General features: G+C 71.9%; 21 protein-coding genes. 9 read left to right on the top strand and 12 right to left on the bottom strand.

The features are described from left to right. Together ABD830_RS03560 and ABD830_RS03555 are read right to left on the bottom strand one after the other, a co-directional pair. Nucleotides 1–966, bottom strand: a complete 966-nt coding sequence (locus tag ABD830_RS03560; RefSeq protein WP_344987615.1) for a zinc-dependent alcohol dehydrogenase family protein — start codon at nt 964–966, stop codon at nt 1–3. Nucleotides 967–968: 2 nt separating this feature from the next. Continuing rightward, a complete protein-coding gene (locus ABD830_RS03555) occupies nt 969–2,156 on the bottom strand; it encodes a M20 metallopeptidase family protein (protein WP_344984839.1) in 1,188 nt (395 codons plus the stop codon). A gap of 61 nt (nt 2,157–2,217) precedes the next feature. On the opposite strand from ABD830_RS03555, the gene ABD830_RS03550 reads away from it, so the two are divergent. The 3 genes from ABD830_RS03550 to ABD830_RS03540 all read left to right on the top strand — a co-directional run bounded on the left by ABD830_RS03550 (nt 2,218) and on the right by ABD830_RS03540 (nt 4,214). After that, on the top strand, nt 2,218–2,997 hold the full coding sequence (locus tag ABD830_RS03550; RefSeq protein ID WP_378520880.1) for an HAD-IIA family hydrolase: 780 nt from the start codon (nt 2,218–2,220) through the stop codon (nt 2,995–2,997). A gap of 43 nt (nt 2,998–3,040) precedes the next feature. Next, complete coding sequence (locus tag ABD830_RS03545; RefSeq protein WP_344984838.1) at nt 3,041–3,664, top strand: hypothetical protein; 624 nt, start codon at nt 3,041–3,043, stop codon at nt 3,662–3,664. 142 nt (nt 3,665–3,806) lie between these two features. Then, nucleotides 3,807–4,214, top strand: coding sequence for a hypothetical protein (locus ABD830_RS03540; RefSeq protein ID WP_344984835.1), 408 nt, complete (start codon nt 3,807–3,809; stop codon nt 4,212–4,214). A gap of 8 nt (nt 4,215–4,222) precedes the next feature. Here the strand turns inward: ABD830_RS03540 and ABD830_RS03535 are convergent, their stop codons facing one another. The 6 genes from ABD830_RS03535 to ABD830_RS03510 form a co-directional block, all read right to left on the bottom strand. Further along, nucleotides 4,223–4,705 carry a S26 family signal peptidase gene (locus tag ABD830_RS03535; RefSeq protein WP_344984833.1) on the bottom strand — a complete coding sequence of 161 codons (483 nt, stop codon included), beginning with the start codon at nt 4,703–4,705 and terminating at the stop codon, nt 4,223–4,225. After that, nucleotides 4,702–6,558 (bottom strand): ABC transporter ATP-binding protein, encoded by a 1,857-nt coding sequence (locus tag ABD830_RS03530; RefSeq protein ID WP_344984831.1) that lies wholly within the window; start codon nt 6,556–6,558, stop codon nt 4,702–4,704. Before ABD830_RS03530 ends, ABD830_RS03535 begins: the two co-directional genes overlap by 4 nt. Continuing rightward, nucleotides 6,555–7,103 carry a thioredoxin domain-containing protein gene (locus ABD830_RS03525; protein ID WP_344984830.1) on the bottom strand — a complete coding sequence of 183 codons (549 nt, stop codon included), beginning with the start codon at nt 7,101–7,103 and terminating at the stop codon, nt 6,555–6,557. Before ABD830_RS03525 ends, ABD830_RS03530 begins: the two co-directional genes overlap by 4 nt. A 61-nt stretch (nt 7,104–7,164) precedes the next feature. Then, a complete protein-coding gene (locus tag ABD830_RS03520) occupies nt 7,165–7,350 on the bottom strand; it encodes a hypothetical protein (protein WP_344984829.1) in 186 nt (61 codons plus the stop codon). Nucleotides 7,351–7,504: 154 nt separating this feature from the next. Beyond that, nucleotides 7,505–10,243 (bottom strand): AfsR/SARP family transcriptional regulator, encoded by a 2,739-nt coding sequence (locus tag ABD830_RS03515; protein ID WP_344984828.1) that lies wholly within the window; start codon nt 10,241–10,243, stop codon nt 7,505–7,507. Nucleotides 10,244–10,325: 82 nt separating this feature from the next. Beyond that, nucleotides 10,326–10,859, bottom strand: a complete 534-nt coding sequence (locus ABD830_RS03510) for an NADPH-dependent FMN reductase (protein ID WP_344984827.1) — start codon at nt 10,857–10,859, stop codon at nt 10,326–10,328. A gap of 108 nt (nt 10,860–10,967) precedes the next feature. Between ABD830_RS03510 and ABD830_RS03505 the strand changes: the two genes are divergently transcribed. Continuing rightward, nucleotides 10,968–11,918 (top strand): aldo/keto reductase, encoded by a 951-nt coding sequence (locus ABD830_RS03505; RefSeq protein ID WP_344984826.1) that lies wholly within the window; start codon nt 10,968–10,970, stop codon nt 11,916–11,918. 51 nt (nt 11,919–11,969) lie between these two features. Here the strand turns inward: ABD830_RS03505 and ABD830_RS03500 are convergent, their stop codons facing one another. Continuing rightward, nucleotides 11,970–12,899 (bottom strand): acyl-ACP desaturase, encoded by a 930-nt coding sequence (locus tag ABD830_RS03500; protein WP_344984825.1) that lies wholly within the window; start codon nt 12,897–12,899, stop codon nt 11,970–11,972. Nucleotides 12,900–12,976: 77 nt separating this feature from the next. On the opposite strand from ABD830_RS03500, the gene ABD830_RS03495 reads away from it, so the two are divergent. Further along, nucleotides 12,977–13,417 carry an NUDIX domain-containing protein gene (locus tag ABD830_RS03495; protein ID WP_344984824.1) on the top strand — a complete coding sequence of 147 codons (441 nt, stop codon included), beginning with the start codon at nt 12,977–12,979 and terminating at the stop codon, nt 13,415–13,417. 4 nt (nt 13,418–13,421) lie between these two features. Here the strand turns inward: ABD830_RS03495 and arfB are convergent, their stop codons facing one another. Further along, complete coding sequence (gene arfB / locus ABD830_RS03490; RefSeq protein ID WP_378520879.1) at nt 13,422–13,829, bottom strand: alternative ribosome rescue aminoacyl-tRNA hydrolase ArfB; 408 nt, start codon at nt 13,827–13,829, stop codon at nt 13,422–13,424. Between the two features lie 133 nt (nt 13,830–13,962). Between arfB and ABD830_RS03485 the strand changes: the two genes are divergently transcribed. Continuing rightward, nucleotides 13,963–14,739: a hypothetical protein gene (locus ABD830_RS03485; RefSeq protein WP_344984823.1), complete on the top strand. Its 777-nt coding sequence runs from the start codon at nt 13,963–13,965 to the stop codon at nt 14,737–14,739. 28 nt (nt 14,740–14,767) lie between these two features. Here the strand turns inward: ABD830_RS03485 and ABD830_RS03480 are convergent, their stop codons facing one another. Continuing rightward, nucleotides 14,768–15,046, bottom strand: a complete 279-nt coding sequence (locus ABD830_RS03480; protein WP_344984822.1) for a helix-turn-helix domain-containing protein — start codon at nt 15,044–15,046, stop codon at nt 14,768–14,770. Nucleotides 15,047–15,214: 168 nt separating this feature from the next. Here ABD830_RS03480 and ABD830_RS03475 point away from each other — a divergent pair, with 168 nt between their 5' ends. From ABD830_RS03475 to ABD830_RS03465, 3 genes are all read left to right on the top strand, one after another. Further along, nucleotides 15,215–16,036, top strand: coding sequence for a hypothetical protein (locus ABD830_RS03475; protein ID WP_344984821.1), 822 nt, complete (start codon nt 15,215–15,217; stop codon nt 16,034–16,036). Continuing rightward, the gene (locus ABD830_RS03470; RefSeq protein ID WP_344984820.1) at nt 16,033–16,620 is read left to right on the top strand and encodes an HAD family hydrolase; all 588 of its coding nucleotides are present in this window, start codon (nt 16,033–16,035) and stop codon (nt 16,618–16,620) included. The genes ABD830_RS03475 and ABD830_RS03470 overlap by 4 nt, the downstream gene beginning before the upstream one ends. 89 nt (nt 16,621–16,709) lie before the next feature. Further along, a complete protein-coding gene (locus ABD830_RS03465; RefSeq protein WP_344984819.1) occupies nt 16,710–18,254 on the top strand; it encodes an alkaline phosphatase D family protein in 1,545 nt (514 codons plus the stop codon). A 241-nt stretch (nt 18,255–18,495) separates the two neighbouring features. Here ABD830_RS03465 and ABD830_RS03460 read toward each other — a convergent pair whose 3' ends face one another. Beyond that, the gene (locus tag ABD830_RS03460) at nt 18,496–20,049 is read right to left on the bottom strand and encodes an efflux RND transporter periplasmic adaptor subunit (protein ID WP_344984818.1); all 1,554 of its coding nucleotides are present in this window, start codon (nt 20,047–20,049) and stop codon (nt 18,496–18,498) included. Nucleotides 20,050–20,154 lie beyond the last annotated feature (105 nt).

The following is a 20,154-nucleotide window of genomic DNA, read 5'->3' as shown; positions in this document are numbered from 1 at the left end:
TCAGCTCATCACCAAGACGGCCGCTCCGTTGACCTGGTCGTTCGCCAGATCGGTGAGTGCGCGGTCCGCCTCTTCCCACGGGTAGAGCGTCGTCGTCACGCGTGGCGGATGCGCCAGCGCCAGCTCCAGGTAGGCCCGCCCGTCGGCCCTCGTGTTGGCCGTCACGCTGCGCAGCGTGCGCTCCTGGAAGAGATGCCGCTCGTAGTTCAGAACGGGCACATCGGTCAGATGAATTCCTGCGACGGCCAACGTGCCGCCCCGGTCGAGCGCTTCGAGCGCCGGTGGTACCAGGGTACCTACCGGTGCAAACAGGATGGCCGCGTCCAGCGGTTCGGGCGGTACGTCGCCCGCGGACGCGGCGCCCAGCTCGAGCGCGAGCGCCCTGGAGGCCGCGGATCTGGTCACCGCGTGCACGACGGCTCCCTGGGCGATGGCGGCCTGCGCGGTCAGGTGCGCCGAGGCCCCGAACCCGTAGATCCCCAGCCGTCCGCCCGGCGGCAGCTCGCAGCGCAGCAGCGCCCGGTAGCCGATGATCCCGGCGCACAGCAGCGGCGCCAGCCGCTCGGCGGGCACGTCCTCGGGCAGGGGATAGACGTAGTCGCGGGGCGCGACGAGGTAGCCGGCGTACCCGCCGTCGGCGTCCCACCCCGTGTAAGCGGAGCGCGGGCAGAGGTTCTCCGTCCCCCGCAGGCAGTAGCGGCACGTGCCGCAGGTGGAGCGGAGCCAGGCCACGCCCACCCGTTCGCCGGTGCCCTCCACCCGTCCCACCACCTGGTGTCCGGGCGTGGTCCGCGGCCGCCGCGGCTGGAGGTCGCCCTCCGCCAGATGCAGGTCCGTGCGGCAGACGCCGCACGCCTCGACCCGTACCAGGACCTCGCCCGGTCCCGGCTCGGGCACGTCCCGCTCGACGAGCTCCAGCGGCCGCGTCGCCATCGGGCCCGGCTCGGCCACCACCCACGCCCGCATGGTCACGACAGCCTGGCGTGGGCGAGCGAGGCGTAGAGCGCGGCTCCGTCGGGCAGCACGGAGTCGTCGAAGATCGCCTCGGGGGAGTGGTTGTAGGGGGCGGTGGCCGGGTCCCGGTCAGGCGGGCACGCGCCCAGGAACACGAACGCGCCGGGCACCTCCTCCAGCACGTACGAGAAGTCCTCCGAGCCCATGACCGGCTGCGGCGACACGAAATACCGTCCGGGACCGAACAGCTCGTCGGCCGTCCTGCCCACGAACGCGGCCTCACTCTCGTTGTTCACCGTCACCGGGTAGCCCATCCCGAACGACGCCTCGACCTCCAGCCCATGCGCCGCCGCGATGCCCCGCACCACCTCCACCAGGCGGCGCTTGACCTTCGTCCGGGTGTCCTTGCTGAACGTGCGCACGGTGGCCTCGAACCGGGCCTCGTCGGGGATCACGTTGTCCGCAGACCCGCCGTGGAAGCTGCCCACCGTCACCACCACCGGGTCGAACACGTCGAACCCCCTGGTCACCATGGTCTGCAGCGCCGTCACCATCTCGCAGCCCGCCTGGATCGGGTCGAGCGAGCGGTGCGGGCTGGAGCCGTGCCCGCCGCGCCCCTTGACCGTCACGAGGAACGTGTCCGCCGCCGCCATGATCGGCCCCGGCCGCGACGCGAACAGCCCCGGCGGCAGCATCGCGGACACGACGTGCATCCCGTACGCCGCCACGGGCCGCGCGCCCGCCGCATCGAGCACACCCTCACCGATCATGTGCTTGGCGCCCTCGTAGCCCTCCTCGCCGGGCTGGAACATGAAGATCACGTCACCCGCGAGCTCTTCACGCCGCGCGCTCAGCAGCCGCGCCGCCCCCGCCAGCATCGCGGTGTGCAGGTCGTGCCCGCACGCGTGCATCTGGCCGGGGAGCTGCGAGGTGTAGGACAGGTCGTTCTTCTCCGCCACGGGCAGCGCGTCCATGTCCCCGCGCAGCAGCACGGCCGGTCCGGGCCTGCCGCCTCTCAGCACCGCTGTGACGGAGCTGAGCGTGGTGCCCGTCTTGACCTCCAGCGGCAGGCCCTCCAGCGCGGCCAGGACCTTCTCCTGCGTACGCGGCAGGTGCAGGCCCAGCTCCGGCGTGGTGTGCAACGAGTGACGGAGCTCGACGAGCTCGTCCCGGATATCAAGCGCTTCTTCAGTGAATGTCATGAAGAACATTGTTCATGTGGGGGCCGGGAAGTCGAAAGGGCGCGCTCGCTACGATGAGCGTGTGACTGAGCGCAAGCGGATCGATTCCTGGTTGTCAGACATGGACGGCGTCCTCGTCCACGAGGGGCGCCCGGTCCCCGGGGCGGACGAGTTCATCAAACGGCTCAGCGAGTCGGGCAAGCGGTTCCGGGTCCTGACGAACAACTCGATCTACACTCCGCGCGACCTGTCGGTGCGCCTGGCCGGGGCGGGCCTCGAGGTGCCCCCCGACTCGATCTGGACCTCCGCGCAGGCCACCGCCCAGTTCCTGGACGACCAGCGCTCGGGCGGCTCGGCGTACGTGATCGGCGAGGCGGGCCTGACGACGGCGCTGCACCAGGTCGGCTACGTGCTCACCGACCTCGACCCCGACTACGTCGTGCTCGGCGAGACCCGCACCTACAGCTTCACCCAGATCACCCGGGCCATCCGCCTCATCGAGGGCGGCGCCCGCTTCATCGCCACCAACCCCGACCCCATCGGCCCCTCCACCGAGGGCTCGTTGCCGGCCTGCGGCGCCGTGGCCGCCCTCATCACCAAGGCCACCGGCGTCGCCCCCTACTTCGTCGGCAAGCCCAACCCCCGCATGATGCGCAGCGCCCTCAACGAGATCGAGGGCCACAGCGAGACGACCGCCATGATCGGCGACCGCATGGACACCGACATCGTCTCCGGCATGGAGGCGGGCCTGTACACGATCCTGGTCCTCACCGGCGTCACCCAGCGCGAGGAGATCGACCGCTTCCCCTACCGCCCCTCGCTGGTGGTCGACTCGGTGGCCGACCTCATCGACCTCATCTGAACCTGACCTGTTCTGACAGGTACGGGTGGCACGCTGGGGTGCCATGACCCGCGTTTATCTCGAAACCGGTCCGAAGAAGGTGTTCGCCTGCTCGCTCGACTGGCCCGGCTGGTGCCGCGTCGCCAAGGGCGAGGAGGCCGCTCTGGACCTGCTCATGGAGTACGAGCCCCGCTACGGCGTGATCGCCGCGCGGGCCGGACTGGAGTTCTCGCCGGGCGACCCGGTGGTGGTGGCGCGGGTCCCCGGCAGCGACATGACGGACTTCGGCGCGCCGTACGCGGTCCCCGACCTGGATGAGGAGCCCCTGCCGGCGGCGGAGGCGGAACGCGGCGTGGCCCTGCTGCGGGCGGCCTGGGCCCTGTTCGACGAGACCGCCGCCCTCTCGCCGGAGGACCTCCGCAAGGGTCCCCGCGGCGGCGGGCGGGATCTGTCGCGCATCGTCGACCACGTGCTGAACGCCGAGCGCGCCTACGCCAGGAAAGTGGACGTCCGCCACAAGCCGTACAAGTCGCCCGGCGACCGCGACGCGATGCGAGCGGAGCTGGCCGAGGTCCTGTCCCGTCCGTGGGAGCCGCCCCGGACCACCGGCTGGCCGCCGCGCTACGCGCTGCGCCGCCTGGCCTGGCACGTCATCGACCACCTCTGGGAGATCGAGGACCGCCGCTAGCACGGCCAAGGCAAAGAATCGACCCCGATTTCACCGAGCTGCGCCCAAGGTAGCTCACCGACTGCAACCATATGGTTACTGAAAGCGGGGACGGTGGCCAGGTTCGCCGCGTCCCATCCAGCAAGCGCAAAGGTATTCACGGGTGGACGTACAAGCGGAGATTTTCGATCTGAAGCTCCGTGTCGAAGGTCTCGAGACGTGCGGCCGGCTCACCGGCGCCGATGGTCAGCAGCACCTCCTTCACGAGATCAACGAACGCGGCAAGCGCCTGGAGGCGGAGATCGCCGCCGTGAGGGCGCAGCTGGCGACGGCGCGCACCGAGACGATCGAGCAGTTCGCGGCCGTCGACGTGGAGGTCGCGGCCATCCGGCGGGAGGTCAACGCCCACTTCGTCGCCTCGTCCGGCGAGGACGACCACATCCCGACACGGATAGCCGACGAGTTCGCGACCGTGCGCTCGGAGATCGGGCAGGAGTTCGAGTCGGTGCGGTCCGAGCTGCTCGACCTGAGCATCAAGCTCGATCGCCTGCTGAAGGACGACTGCATGTGAGCCGGCGGCTATCCCAGCTTCCGCAGCACCACACCGAACAGGCGATCCGCCGTCATGTACCCGGCGAGGCGGGAGTCGTGCGAGCGGTCCGGATTGTCGCCCAGCACCACCAGGCGCCCGGCCGGCACCCGCGTGCCCGGCGCGGTGCGCAGGGCGGGGACGGTGTCGCGCGGGATCGGGTCACCCGGCACGGCCGTGACGCGCTTGATGATCCAGCGCGGGCTCAGGCTCAGGTCGATGGCGCTCCGTCCCGATACGCCCGGGTCCTTTGGGCGCTTGCCGGGCGGGGCATGGGCGAAGCCGCTGAGCACGACGACCTGCCCGGCGCGCAGTGAGTCCGGCGGCGTCCGCCGGACGAGCACGCGCTCGCCCGGCAGGTACGACGGCAGCATGCTCTCCCCTTCGACGGTCACCACCAGGTACCGGCGGCGCAGCAGGACGACGGTGAGGACGACACCGGCGACGGCGATGAGAGCGAGGCCGGCGATCATCGCGGGGCACCCGCCGTTTCAGTGGCGGCTGTATCCGCGTCGTCCAGGTAGCCGGCCGCCTGCCGGGTGAACAGCTGCGCGTACGTGCCGCCCTCGGCCAGCAGCGCGGCATGCGTGCCCTCCTCCGCGACGACGCCGTCGGTCAGCACCACGATCCGGTCGGCGTCACGGACCGCGCCGAGGCGGTGGGAGATGACCACGCTGGTGCGTCCGGACCGCAGCCTCGCAAGCTGGCTGTGCACCTCGTGCTCGGCCTCCGGGTCCAGGCCGGCGCTGGGCTCGTCGAGGATCATCAGGTCGCGGTCGCGGCGCAGGAACGCCCTGGCGAGCGCCAGCCTCTGCCACTGCCCGCCGGAGAGCAGCACCCCCTGCTCCTGCTCCTCTTCCTCGTCGGCGGGGAACCCGCGGCTCAGCAGGGTGCGATAGCCGTACGGCAGGGCCGCGACGGTGTCGTGGACGCCGGCGTCCCGCGCTGCCTGTTCGATCCGGGTCTGGTCCTGCGCGGCGGGGAGGTCACCGACCGCGATGTTGTCGGTCGCCGTCAGCTCGTACGACACGAAGTCCTGGAAGACGGCGCCGATCCGGGCGCGGAGCGTCTCCGGCGGCACGTCGCGGATGTCCACGCCGTCCCACAGGATCGCTCCGCGGGTCGGGTCGTAGAACCGGCACAGCAGCTTCACCAGCGTGCTCTTGCCGGCGCCGTTGCGGCCGACCAGCGCGACCGTCTCGCCGTTCGGGACGAACAGATCGACGCCGCGCAGGATCCACGGATGGTCCGGCCCGTAGCGGAACCAGACGTCGCGTAGCTCGATGCCCCGGCGCAGGGGCGGTAGCGACCGGGCTTGGGACGACGCCGGCAGGCCGGGCTCGGCTGTCACGATCGTGACGTGGTGGTGGAACATCAGCAACTGCTCGTACACCATCACGCCGGCTGACACCATGACGTTCAGCGCCGCCTGCACACCGGCGACGGCCGCCACGAACATCGACACGTCGCCGACGCTGAGCTGCCCGCGGCCGGCCGCGAGGATCGTCCAGACCAGTCCCGCGCCGGCCACGATCGCCGACGCGCCCGACAGGCTCGCCTGCACGGAGAACTCCCGCTGGTCCATCCGGCGGCGGGCGGCGTTGGCGGTCCGCAGCTCGGCCAGCATGCGAAGACGCAGGAAGGCGCCGAGGTCGAAGAGCCGGATCTCCTTGGCGGCATCCGCGGTCGACATCAGGTGCGCGTAGAACAGCTCCCGGCGCTCGGCCGGCCCGATCCGCCACAGCATCGCCACCCGCTGCCGCGACATCCGCAGCTCGATGATCAGAGCAGGTACGGCCGACAGCAGGACCACGACGGTGAACGCGGGGTTGATCAGCGCCAGGGAGCCGACGAACCCGGCGACGGTCACCGTGCCGCGTGCGACGGAGAGCGCGGTGTCCACCAGCCTGCCCGGGTTGCTCGCGCTCTGCTCGGCCAGGCGCAGCCGGTCGAGGAAGGCGGGGCTCTCGAACGGGGCCAGCCCCGTGACGCGGCACACCGCCGCGAACAGCTCCTCCTTGGCGCGCAGCGCGGTGCGGCGGTCCACCTCGGCGCGCAGGTAATGTCCGGCGTGCGTCACCGCCGTGGCGACCGCGGTGACGACGGCGATCGCCACCGCCAGGTTGAGCAGCGCGCTCGTCTGCCCGCGCGCCACCCCGTCCAGCACGGCCTTGGTCAGCCAGGCCACGGCGACCGGCGTGGCGGAGCCCACCAGGGTGACCGCCAGGTAGCCGAGGACATGGATCGGCGCTGACCGCCACACCATCGCGGCGGCGCGTACCGCGTTCCGTGCCAGCTCCCGCCGTGTCGGTGCCGGCTCGCTCACGCGGGCGACTCGGCCGGCAGCCGGGAGATATCAGGTGCCACCGCGAGCAGCTTGCCGCCCGTGGCCACCTGGAGGAAGGTCGGGAACGACTGGACGCCGAACGCGTCGCTCACAGCACTGTCCACGATCACCTGTGCCACGGGCTGCAACGTGGTGACCATCTCGGCGGGCTCACCCGATCGGTTGTCGATCACCGCGAGCACGCGAGACCGGTCCTGGCCGGCAGACCACGAGGCGAAGGCGGGCAACTTCTCATGGCAGCCGCTGCAATCGGGCGACAGGAACGCGACCACTGTCCCGTCCGGCAGGAGGTCCCGGGTGAGACGGGTCCCGTCCACGGTCGTCGCCTCGAAATCGCCGGCGACGTCGCCAGGGGACAGCTGCCTGCCTCCCCCGAGAGGGCCGCCCATCATATCGACGGCTTCAAACAGCGCGTCCAGCAGCTTGGTGTGCTCCCGTAGCCGCCGGACCACGCCGAGCGTCAACACCAGATCCACGAGGCACAGCGCGCCGACGAGGGCTACGACGGCGATCAGATAGGGCATGGGACACCTCCATGTGAGGGGCCCGGCCGACTCTCCAGCCGGGCACCCGATAAACAAGCGGTTACGAGCAGTAGACGTATGACTTGCAACCGCCGCAGGAGGAGTGGCCGTCCGGGTAGTAGCAGCAGTACTTCGCCGTGAACGCCGGGAATTTGCAGCACTGGTAGCCGCAGTCGGCCGCCCGGGCCACAGTGTGCGGTGCGATCCGCTCGAGGAGCCGGTCGGCCATTCTGGTCACGACGCGCATGAACCATTTCCTTTCGGTTGTTCTGGCGGGCGTGTGCCCGCCCGTGCGGCAGCGGTCACGCCGGTTCACGCCGCTGTCCCGCCGCCGGTCGCAGCCTGCGCCAGGGCTCTGAGCGAATTCTCAACGAATTCTCAACGGCCCGGCTCTCCGCAGCTCACGGCCGGTCGTAGGAGGCGATGCGGTCGCGGACCTTCGCCGCCTGCGCGTCGCCGAGCTCCTCGAAGAGCTCCGCCGCGCGCTTCCACGCGTCGAGCGCGGCCGCGGTGTCGCCCGTCCGCACGTGCGTCTCGCCCAGGCGGACCAGCGTCTCGCCGGCGGCGCGCAGGTCGTCGCAGTCGCGCAGCAACTCCGCCGCCCGCTCGAAGCACGTCACCGCCTGCGCGAAGTCGCCTTTGAGGTGCAGCACGTGGCCGACGCTGTCCCAGGCGAGCCCTTCGCCCTGGGCGTACCCGAGGTCGGCCAGGATCCGCTGGGCTCTGCGGCAGTCGGCCAGTGCCTCGTCGTACTCGCCGACCTGGGCCCGCCACCATCCGGTGTTGTTCAGGGCCCGTGCCTCGCCGACGGCGTCGCCGGCCTCACGGAACAGCTCCAGCGCGTGCAGCGCGTGGCCCAGCGCCTCGCCGGGCCGCAACCGGCTCAGCGCGACGGTCAGGCCCAGGTGCACGTGGGCGTGCAGGACCGGTTCGCCGAGGTCCCGGTGCAGCTCGACCGCCTGCTCGAAGTGCTCGACCGCCTCGCTGTCACGGCCGAGTCTGACGTGGGCGCGGGCGATGCTGTTGTGGCAGCGGGCCTGGGCCAGCCGGTCGCCGAGCCGTACGGCCGCGTCCAGCGCCACCCCCTGGACGCGCAGGATCTCCTCCCAGAGGCCGCGGCGCTGCATGAACTCCGCGAACGCCCACGCGAGCTGCCACGCGTGCCGGTCGAGCCCGGCCGCGGTCGCCTCCGCCAGCAGCGCCGGCAGCGCCACCGACGCATCGGCGTACCAGCGCAGGCCCTTCGCCGGCCCGTCGAACCGCTCGGCCACGGCGCCCCGAGCCGGCGGGTCCAGCGGCAGGCTGTCGCGGTGCGGGTAGCACAGATCGTTCGCGGCGCACGCCGAGTGCAGGTAGTAGTCCAGCAGCCGCCGCGTCGCCGCCCGCCGTGCCGTACGGGTGTCGCCGGCGCGGGCCTGCTCCGACGCGTACGCGCGCAGGAGGTCGTGCAGGCGCAGGCGGCCGGGGGAGCGGAGCTCGACCAGGTTCGCGCGGTCGAGGTGCGCGGCCAGCTCACGGGTGCGCTCCACCGGCAGGGCGGCCAGGCTCGCCGCCGCGCCCAGCGGCAGGTGCGGCCCGGGATGCTGCCCCAGGCGCCGGAACAGCCGGGTCGCGGCCTCGGGCAGATCCCGGTACGAGCGCCCGAACACCTTGCGCAGGTCGATCGCTGGGTCGCTGTGGGCGAACGGCTCCAGATCCGTGTCGGCCCGCTCCAGGTCCGCGGCCACCTCGGCCAGCGGCAGATCGGTGCGCCGGGCCAGCTGGGCGGCGACGATCGCCAGCGCGAGCGGCAGCCGGCCGCACCGCCGGATGATCCGCGCGGCGGCCTCCGGCTCCGCCGCCGGCCGTGCCTCGCCCAGCCACGCCACCATGAGGCGGTACGCGTCGTCGCCCCGCAGGACGTCGAGATTCAGCAGGTGCGCACCCGCCGTGACGGCGAGACCGGACAGCTCGGAACGGCTGGTGACCAGGGTCAGGCACCCCGGCGCGGTGGCGAGCAGCGGGCGGACCTGCGCGGCGCCGCGGGCGTCGTCGAGCACGACGAGCATCCGGCGGCCGTCCAGCATGCTGCGATAGAGCCCGATCTGCGCCTCGAAGCCCGACGGCACCTGAGCTTCGGGTACGCCCAGCGCGCCGAGGAAGCGCGGCAGGACCACGCTCGCGTCGGCCGGGTCGACCGTGCTCAGATCGGCGTACAGCTGCCCGTCGGGGAAGCGGTCGCGGTGCAGATGGGCCCAGCGCAGCGCCAGTGACGACTTGCCCACCCCGGGCGGCCCGGAGATCGCGCAGACCGTCGCGGTCGCCGGCCGCTCGACGGACGCGATCGCGGCCAGCTGTTCCAGCTCGGGCGTCCGCCCGACGAAGTGCCTGAGACCGACCGGCAGCTGCGCCGGAACCGGGCGGGCGGGCCCTCGTGCGGGCACTGCGGCGTCGTCGCACCGCAGCAGCCTGCGATGGAGGTGCCGCAGCGCCGTACCCGGCTCGACGCCCAGTTCCTCGGCGAGCGTGCGGCGTACCTGGGCGAAGCGCGCCAGTGCCTCGGCGGTCCGCCCCCCGGCGTGCAGCGCCTCGATCAGCGCGGCCGCCACCGCTTCGTCGAGCGGGTACTCCTCGGCCAGCGGCGACAGCGCCGTCTCCGCGGCCACGGGGTCGTGGCCGGTCACGAGCCGCGCCCAGCGCAGGAGGATCTCCCTGCGTTCGTCGCGCAGACGGTGGCGGGCCCGTTCCACCCATTCGCCGGGCAGCCCGGTCAGCGGATCGCCGCGCCACAGCGCCAGGGCCTCGCCCAGCGGCGGCGCCGGGTCCGGCCCGGCCACCGCCAGATCGGCGAGGCCGCGGAACCTGGACACGTCCACGGCGAATTCGTCCACGTCGAGCAGGTAGCCCCCGACCCGGCGGACCACGGCGCCGTCGTCGGCGAGCACGTCGCGGCGGATACGCGTGATGATCGTGTGGAGGGTGTGCCGCGCGCCGGGCGGCACCCGATCACCCCAGACCCGGGCGAGGAGCGAATCGACGGAGACGACCCGGCCGACCTCCCACGCGAGCGCGGCCAGCGCGAGCGCGACCTGCGGCGGCCGCACGGCCCGGACCTGCCCGGAACGTTCGACCTCCACCGGGCCGAGCAACCGGATCAGCACGACGGTCCACCTCCCTGCCTTGGGATCTTCGAGCGTAACGAGACCCTGGGGCGGGCGGTACGCCTTCGCCGGGCGAGGCGGGTCAGAGCAGCAGCGCGGGCTCCATGACCTCGGCGGGGCAGAGCCGGCCGATCACCGCGCGCACCTGCGCACGCAGGGCGGGATCCGCGAGGTGGCCGTCCTCGTCGAAGTGGCGGCCGGCAGGAGAGATCACCAGCTCGTCCCCCATCACCACGGCGCCCGCCGCCTGCAGGTGCTTGTACAGCTCGGCCTGCGCCCACATGGCGCCGCACGCCCGGGCGCTCGCGCTGATCACCGCCACGTGCTTGCCCGACAGCCCGTCCCGCGCCGACATCCAGTCCAGCGCGTACGTCAGCTCCACCGGCAGCAGGCTGTGCTCGGGAGCCGTCAGCAGCACCGCGTCGGACGCGGCCACCAGCCGGATGAGCTCCCGCGCGGAAGCGGGCACGGGACCGCGCGCGTACGGCGGGATCTCGCCCAGCCCGGACCACACCGAGAAACCGACGCCCTTGGGCAGCTCGCCGCCCGCCGCTTCCAGCAGCCTGTTGATGAACGACCCCGCGTGGAGGCCGGCGGCAATCCCGATGATTTTCACCCTCTGCTCCCAAGGGGTTCCGGTTTTCGGGAAACCTGCCCGATGCCGGGGATGTCCAAGACCAGCTCCCGGTCAAGAGGCGCACACGCTATGCCGCATGATGAGCCGATGGATCACATACGGGTGGGTTCGTCAGGGTTGAAGGTGTCGGCGATCGGGCTGGGCATGATGTCCTACGGGGATCCGGCGCAAGCGCCGTGGTTCCTGCCCGAGGACAGGGCGGAGCCGATCGTGCGGCGGGCCGTCGAGGGCGGGGTGACGCTCTTCGACACCGCGGACATGTACTCCTCCGGGGTGAGCGAGGAGATCACCGGGAGGCTGCTGCGGAAGCTGTTCGCCAGGCGCGAGGAGTACGTGCTGGCCACGAAGGTCTGCTTCCCCATGGGGCCGGGGCCGAACGATCGCGGGCTGTCACGCAAGCACGTGCTCGCGTCGGTGGACGCCTCGCTGCGGCGGCTCGGCACCGACCACATCGATCTCTACCAGGTGCACCGCTGGGACGCGGAGACCCCCGTCGAGGAGACGATGGCGGCGCTGGACGACGCGGTGCGGGCCGGCAAGGTGCGTCATCTGGGTGCCTCGCTCATGTACGGCTGGCAGCTGGCCAAGATGCAGCACGCCGCCCGGCGGGCGGGCGGGGCCCGGTTCGTGTCCATGCAGACGCGTTACAACCTGGCCTACCGGGAGGAGGAGCGCGAGGTCATCCCGTACTGCGCCGACGCCGGTCTCGGCGTGCTGGCCTACAGTCCGCTGGCGCGCGGACTGCTCACCGGGCGGACGGGTGGCGGCACGGTCAGGGCGGAGCACGAGGCGCGGGCGCCGGAGAGCGAGGCGGTCGTGGAGGCGTTGCGCGCGGTGGCCGAAGGGCGCGGTGTGCCGCCCGCCCAGGTAGCGCTGGCCTGGCTGCTCGGCAAGGGGAGCGTGCCCCTGGTGGGTGCCACCAAGCTGCACCACCTCGACGACGCGCTGGCCGCCGCCGAGCTCGGGCTCACCCCCGACGAGAGCGCCGCGCTGGAGGCGCCGTACCGGCCGCGGGAGCCGTTCGGGTACGCGTGGTGATCGTCTGAGGAGCATGGGCGAGGGCCGCCGGGAGGCGGCCCTTCGCGACGGTCAGCGTGCGGCCGCGGCGCGTGCCCGGCGCTCATCGCGGCGCTCGACGAACCGGGCGGCCGTGGCCTCGGTCTTGGCCAGGAACGCGGACAGCTCCTCGCGGGCCTGCTCGCCGCCTGCGTCCAGCCCCGTCTTGTCGAACACGGCCCACTGCTTGAGCACCGGCATCAGCACGTCGTCCAGGTGCAGCCGGAGGTCGTAGATGCCCTCGTTCGCGATGATCATGGCCTTGCGGGCGAAGCCGTCGATGCCCGTGCCCGGCATCTGGAACGTCGTGACGACGTTCGTCACCGCGCGCATGGTCTGGTTGGGGTCGAGCTCGAAGGCGGCCTTGAGCAGGTTGCGGTAGAAGAGCATGTGCAGGTTCTCGTCGGCGGCGATCCTGGCGAGCAGCCGCTCGCAGCCCTCGTCGCCGGAGGCCTTGCCGGTGTTGCGGTGCGCGATGCGGGTGGCCAGCTCCTGGAAGGAGACGTACGCGAGCTGCCCGAGCATGGTGTCGTACTCGGAGGTGAAGCCGTTGGCCATGTGGTGCATGCGCGCCCGCTCGAGCGCCACGGGGTCGACGGCCCGGGTGACCGTGAGATAGTCGCGCAGGGCGGTGCCGTGACGGTCCTCCTCGGCCGTCCACCGGTGCACCCAGGTGCCCCAGGCGCCGTCGCGGCCGAACGTGCTGGCGATCTCGTGGTGGTAGCTGGGCAGGTTGTCCTCGGTGAGGAGGTTGACGATGAGCGAGACCCGAGCCGCCTCGGGGATCTTCGAGTCGCCTTCCTGCCACGCCTCGCCCCCGTAGATGCCGTCGAAGTCGCGGCCCTCGCTCCACGGGATGTACTCGTGCGGGAACCACTCCTTGGCCATCTTCTCGTGGCGGTCGAGCTCCACGGCCACGACCGGCTCAAGCTCGTGCAGCAGCTCCGTCTGAGTCATCGCCATAAAAGATCTTCTCCTTCAGGTTACGGTACCGTAGGTTAGGCTACCGGAAGGACATACCGGTCAAATAGGGTGGCCGTATGCGACCCAGTGTCCGCGGTGTCCTGCTCGACCACGACGAACGACTGGTGCTCTTCCGGCGTACGGTGCCTGGACGTGACATCTACTGGAGCATCCCCGGTGGACACGTGGAGCCCGAAGACGACACGCTGGAGCACACCCTGCACAGGGAGATGCTCGAGGAACTGGGCGCCACGGTGTCGTCGGTGACGCCTCTGGTCACGGTCTCGTACCCGTGGAAAGGCGAGGTGAAGACGCAGCACGTGTACGGCTGCCGTCTGGTGTCGATGGATCCCGCGCTGCGGCACGGGCCCGAGTTCGAGGATCCGTCGAGGGGGCTGTACGAGGTGGAGCGCGTACGGCTGGACCGGTCGGAGATCACCTCACGCCATCTGATCCCCGAGGCGGTGGCGGGCTACCTGTCCGAGAACGTCACCGCCCTGCCCCGCCTGATCGCCTAGGCCCTCAGGGCTCGCGGCGCAGGCGCTTCAGGTCGGAGCGCTGCTTCTTGGCGGCGATGCGGCGCTCGACGGCGCCGCGGCTGGGCTTGGTCGGGCGGCGGCGCCGCGGCGGCGGGGCGATGGCCTCGCGCAGGCGCTGCGCCAGCCGGTGCGCCGCGGCCTCCCTGTTGCGCAGCTGGGAGCGGTATTCGGAGGCGGCGATCGTGATCGTGGAGGCGCCCAGCCGGTCGAGCGCCCTGGCCTTGAGCGCGGGCGGCAGCGCGGTGGTCGCGGCCACGTCGAAGGTGAGCTCCACGCGGCTGTCGGTGGTGTTGACGCCCTGGCCCCCGGGGCCCGACGAACGTGAGAAACGCCAGACGAGCTCGGCGTCGGGAATGACGACCGAGTCGTTGACGACCAGCGGGCCGGGCATGGCTGGCTCCTGTTCTCCTTCGGTAAACGGGTGTAACCGTATATGAGGGACATATGCCACCCGCAACGGCATTTTCAATCACTGCCGTCACTGCGAATATGGAATGAACGTCCCGCAGGAGAGGCGAAATTCCATGCAGCCACCCTCGGCCGCACAGGTCGGCCTGACCGTGGCATTGGCCATTGTTTCCGCGGTCGGATTTCTGCTCCTGCGATGTCAGGGCAAGGGACGTCCGTTCGGGCCGGCGGGGCGGTGGCTGGCGATCGCCATCACCACGCTGACGGGCTGCCTGTCCGCCGGGGTCGCGCTGGTGAGCGGGATGGTCCTGAGCGAGAACCTCGCCACGGTGCTGGGCGCCGTCGCGCCGAGCGGGCTGTGGCTGAGCCAGATGCGGGGCCAGGAGGACGAGCGGCGCTCGCTGGCGCGGGAGGCGGCGACGTTCTGGCTGGTGTCGCTGCTGGCCCGGCTCGACCAGGCGATGGCCGAGGACCAGCGGACCTGGTGCGAGAAGCGGGTGGACGACTCCTGGAACGTCTACGAGCTCAGCCTGGCCGCCAACCGCTACCACGCCCGGATCGCCGAGCGGCTCTCACCGGAGGAGCGCAGGCGGGAGCGGATCCACGCCAGGCTGGACGCGATCGAGCGGCGGCTGGACGTGGCGGCGCTGGTCGAGGACGGGGCTTCGCGCCCGAAGGTCGTCACGGCGCTGAACGGGTCGCGGCACACGCGGCTGGCCAGGTACGAGCGGTATCTGAACGACCTGACGCGGCTGCACGGGGTGCTCAGGCACGACGCGGAGGCCGAGGTGCTGCGGCTGCTGGCGGCGGCCTACCGTGCCGGCTACCGGTCGCTGCCCGCGTTCGTGCCGCACACCATGGACCGGCGCGACACGGGGGTGCGTACGAGATGAGGCGTACGGGATGAGGCTGGGCGCGGCGTCAGTCGGCGGGGTCGTGGAGCAGGATCTCCGAGCCCTCGGCGTCGCCCAGCGTGAACTCCAGGCGGGCGCCGAGCGCGCCCACGACGGTTTCGAGCGTGCGGAGCGTCAGGTTCTCGTCGCCGGACAGGATCTGGCTCACCCGGCCCGCGGAGACGCCCATCGACGCGGCCAGGTCGGCACGGGAGATCTTGTGCTCCCGCATGTACCAGGTGATCTCGTCCACGACGTTCTGGGCGAGACCGCCCACCTCGTCGCGGGTGCTCCGGCGGAAGGCCATCACGGTCTCGCTCTCGACGCTCAGCTACGGGCTCACCTACTGGTGTTCCCACTTTAGCTCTACCTAAATCTTTAGGCAAGCCTAAAGTTTGGGCATGCGGGCCGATGGCGGATTGCAAGGGGCGTGTGCCACCATCACGGCGAGAAGATCACGTGGTGGGGAGGCGCTGTGGCCGGGATCGTCGGCGTGCACGGGATCGGCAAGTACAACTACTACCTCGAGGCCGGGCGGTCCGTGGGCGGGGCGGCCGAGGCGATGCGGATCAAGTGGGACCGCTACCTGCACGTGGCGCTCGGGGGAGAGACCCGGGCGTACTTCAGCGAGATCGCCTATTTCTCGCACCACCTGCACGACGGGCGCCGCGGCGGCCGGACGCCGAGGTCCGCCGCGGCCATGGAGCGGCCGGCGCAGCAGGTGCTCGTCGCCTGGGCGAGGAACCGGGGCGTGGGCGAGCACGTCACGGGGGCGCTCAAGTCGTTCACCGGCTGGCTGCTGGACAGGCTGGACGGCAGGTCGGCGGCGTTCGCCAAGCTGTTCGCGCCGGAGGTGGCGGCGTACCTCACCGATGCGGGCAGGCGCGAGAAGTGCCGGCAGGTCGTCGCCGACGTGATCCGGAGGAACCGGCCCGAGGTGGTGATCGCCCACTCGCTCGGCAGCGTCGTCACCTACGAGGCCCTCTGGGCGAACCCCGACCTCCAGATCGATCTCCTGATCACCCTCGGCAGCCCGCTCGGCATGCGCAACGTCATCTTCGAGCAGCTCCTGCCCGCCCCCATCAACGGCCGCGGCGAGCGCCCGAAAGGCGTCAGGCGCTGGGTGAACATCGCCGACAAGGACGACATCGCCGCCATCCCGCCCAACCTGGCCGTCAGCTTCACCGGCGTGGACGCCGAAGAGCTGGTCAATCTGGACTGGATCGATTTTCACACCGCCGAGAAGTATCTGGGCTGCCCGGCGCTGGACCCGCATCTGCGACCATTCCTGGCATGACGTGGATTGTCTTCGACTACGGCGGTGTCCTGTCCCTTCCCCAGCCCGAGTCCGACGCCGATGCCATGGCGCGCGCGGTGGACGCGGACCCCGAGGACTTCAAGCGGAACTACTGGGAGCACCGGCTCGAGTTCGACCGGGCGAGCCTGAGCCCGCCGGCCTACTGGTCGGCGGTGCTGGGCCGGCCCGCGACCCAGACCGAGGTCGCGCGCCTGGTCGCCATGGACGTCGCGAGCTGGGCGTACCCGAACGAGGGCACGGTCGCCCTGCTCGGCGAGCTGATCGCGGCGGGACGGAACGTGGCGCTGCTGTCCAACGCGCCCGTCTGCGTCGGCGACGGCCTGGACCAGCTGCCCTGGATCGCGGAGATCGCTCAGCGCTTCTACAGCGGCAGGATGGGCCTGGTCAAGCCCGACCGGGAGATCTACGACGAGCTCGTGCGTGCGCTGGACGCCGACCCGTCGAAGATCGTCTTCATCGACGACCGCGAGGAGAACGTCGCGGGCGCCGAGCGCGCGGGCCTGACGGGCGTGCACTTCACGGACGCCGCAACGCTCCGCGGCGCGCTCTCCGCGGCGCTGTAACAACCCAGGGCCAGGACGACTGATGCTGTTCACCCGCGCTTGACTCGGCGGTCACGGCCGGGTCAGCGCGGGCGGACATACCTGTGAACGTGGACCGCAGAGCCTTCCTGACAGCGGCGACAGCCGGACTCCTCCTCCCGCAGACGGCCACCCCGGCGGCGGCCAGGACCCTCAGATCCGACCCCTTCACGCTGGGCGTGGCCTCCGGCGACCCCTCGGCCGACGGCTTCGTCCTGTGGACCAGGCTGGCCGTCGACCCGCTGGGCGGCGACGGCCGCGGCGGCATGCCGGCCCGCGACATCGACGTGGACTGGCAGGTCGCGGCCGACGAGCGCTTCTCCACGATCGTCAGGTCGGGCACGGCCACGGCCAGGGCCCGTGACGCCCACAGCGTCCACGTCGAGCTGGCCGGGCTGGAACCCGGGCGCGAGTACTTCTACCGGTTCAGGAGCGAGGGCCGCCTCTCGCCTGCCGGCCGCACCAGGACGACGCCCACCAGGGAGACGCCGCTGACGTTCGCGGTCGCGGCGTGCGCGCACTACGAGCACGGCTACTACACCGCCTACCGCCGCCTGGCCGAGCAGGAGCCGGACCTGGTCGTCTTCCTCGGCGACTACATGTACGAGTACGGCCCCAGCGGCTACACGGCCCTGGCCGGTCGCGTACGCACCCACACGCCCGGCAAGTGCGAGACGCTCGCCGACTACCGGCTGCGGCACGCCCAGTACAAGAGCGACCACGACCTGCAGGCCGCACACCTCGTGGGGCCCTGGCTGATGTCGTTCGACGACCACGAGATCGAGAACAACTGGGCCGGCTCGGTCTCCAGCACGGGCGCGCCCGGCTTCACCAGGCGCAGGGCGCAGGCGTTCAGGGCGTACTACGAGAACATGCCGCTGCGCCGCGCCAGCCTCCAAGGGGCGGTACTCAGGGTGAACCGGCGCATCTCCTGGGGCACCCTGGCCCGCTTCCACCTGCTGGACACGCGCCAGTTCCGCGACGACCAGGCCTGCCTGGACGGGGTACGGGCCGGCTGCGACGACCGGCTGGCGTCCGGGCGGACGCTGCTCGGCGCCGACCAGTGGCGCTGGCTGGAGAGCGGGCTGCGCGGCTCGACCACCCGCTGGAACCTGCTCGGGCAGCAGATCCTGATGGCGCAGCGCGACTACAAGGTCGGCCCGGGACGCGAGGTGAACCTGGACTCGTGGGACGGGTACGCGGCCGAGCGCACGCGCCTGCTGGGGTCGCTGGCCGGGACGTCCAACCCGGTGGTGCTGACCGGGGACGCACACATGCACCATCTGGCGGAGCTCAAGACCGACTTCGACGACCCGGACTCGCCGGTGGTGGCCAGGGAGCTGGTGGCCTCGTCGATCGCCAGCGACGGTGACGGGTACCGGGACCGTACGTGGATCGCGGAGGCGCTCCAGGAGAACCCGCACATCTCGTTCATCGACCAGCGGCGTGGATACCTCATGGCGAAGCTGACCCGTGACGAGCTCTCGGTCGACTTCCGGACGTTGGACTACATCTCCCGCCGCGGCGCCCGCGCCAAGACCTCCCATCGCCTCACCCTTCCCGCGACGACCGGCGGCGCGGCCGCCGCCCAGGCGGGCGCTCCGCGCGTCGGCTGAGCGGTTCCGCCGGGACGCGCTGCCTGAACGTTCGCTGGGAGCGGGCTGAGGATTCGCTCAACCGCCACGCCCGCCCGCCGCACCGGCTTGAGGCGTTCGCCGGGGGCGTGTGGGCCCGGGCGTGCCGCACGCACGCCCGGGGCCCAGGGCCCGGCAGGAGGAGTGCCGGGCCGGTCCTGGGCTCAGCGCCCGGCCGGCCGTTGCCGGTCCGGCTCTCAGGCCGTTGGGCCGGTTCCGGGATTCAGGCGCCCGGCCAGCTCGCGTCCGGGAACTCGCCGGAGGTGGTGCCCGACATGACCACCTCCTCGCTCTCCTGCAGACCCGAGGTGACCTGCACGTACTGGTCGCCGCGCACCCCCGTGCGCACCGCCTTGGCCGAGTCGCGGCCGTCCGAGCGGACCGTGACCACCTGCGTGCCGTCCGACCGGGTGCGTACCGCGGCGGCGGGCACGTAGATCGCGTCCTTGGCCGAGCCTGTGATGACCGTCACCGAGGCGGTCTGCCCGAGCATGAGACCCGTGGGCGGCTCGTCGAAGGCGAGGGTGACCGAGTAGCGGACGAGCTGGCCATCCACCGTCGCGGTCGGCGCGATGGCCGTCACCGTTCCCTGGTAGCGCTCGCCGTTCCGGGTGGCCAGAGTGATCTGGGCCTTCTGACCGAGCTTGAGCCGGTTCACGTCGGACTCGGTGACCATGGCCTGGACCTGCAGTTCGTTCAGGTTGCCCAGGCTGATGAAGGTGCCGGTGCCCGCCGTGTCGCCGGACGCGCCCGCCACCGACAGGACCGTGCCCGCCGCCGGGGCGACGATGCGGGTGGCCCGTACGGCGTCTGCCGCCTGCTCGAGCGCGGCCTGCGCGCGGTCCACGTTCGCGGCGGCCTGCTCCTCGCTGATCCCGCCGCCCTGGCCCGCGGAGCCCGTGTCACGGCTGCAGGAGCCCTGGGTGGACGGCCGGGAACCGCTGGTCGGCCCACCGCTCGGCCGGGCGGTCGTTCTGCCGCTCGGCCGGCCACTTGGCTGGGCCGACGGCCTGCCGCTGCTCGTGGGCTTGCGGCTCGGCGACGGCTTCGCGCCGGCGGACGGCTTGCCGGAGGGTGTGCCGGTCGCGGAGGGATGGCCCTCCGGCCGGCCGGTCGCCCGGTCGCCAGGGATCTCGACGCCGGGTGAGCCGCCGCCGGGTGAGCCGCCGGTGGGGGCGGCGGTGACGGTCCTGGTGACGGTGGCCGTCACGGTGACGGTGACCGTGGGCTGCGGCTCGGGGCCCGGATCGGTGGGTCCGGTGGTCGGCGTGGTGGTGGGGTGCGGCGTCGTGGTGGGATGCGGGGTGGAGGTCGGCGCCGGGTCCACGTCCAGTGCGGACGGCGCCGTCGGCCCGAGCACGCCGCCCGCCCCGCCGCCCGCGCAGGCCGCGGGGGTCGAGGCGGCCGGGGACGCGGCCTTCTCCTGGGCCTCGTCCAGTGCCTCCTCGGCCGCCGCCAGGTCGGCCTTGGCCGCCGTGTACGCCTCCCGAGCCCCCCGGCTGTCGATCCTGGCCAGCACCTGGCCCTTCTTCACCTTGCTCCCGACCTTGACGTACACCTTGGTCAGCGTCCCCGAGGAGCCGAACGCAAGGTCCCTCCGCGAGCCGTCCAGAGTGCTGCCCGCCGCGCTGACCGTGGCCGTGACCTGGCCGCGCTGGGCTGCGGCGAGCCGTACCTGGACAGTGGGCGGGGCGTCGTCGCGCAGCGCCAGCGCCAGGCCGCTCCCGGCCACGAGCACGGCAAGGGCGAGCCCGCCCAGCGCGATAGTCGGTCTCATGGCGGCCCATCCTGGCGGAGGAGGTTCGCGCCCGGCTGCGAGCAGCCTAAGAGTTACCTGAGTGCCCGTCGAGGTTCCGGGGTTGTCAGCGAACGTTCAGCTTGC

This window comes from Nonomuraea helvata, from assembly GCF_039535785.1.
In the GTDB taxonomy this organism is placed as follows: Bacteria; Actinomycetota; Actinomycetes; order Streptosporangiales; family Streptosporangiaceae; genus Nonomuraea; species Nonomuraea helvata.
This window is presented reverse-complemented; position numbering and strand designations above follow the sequence as displayed.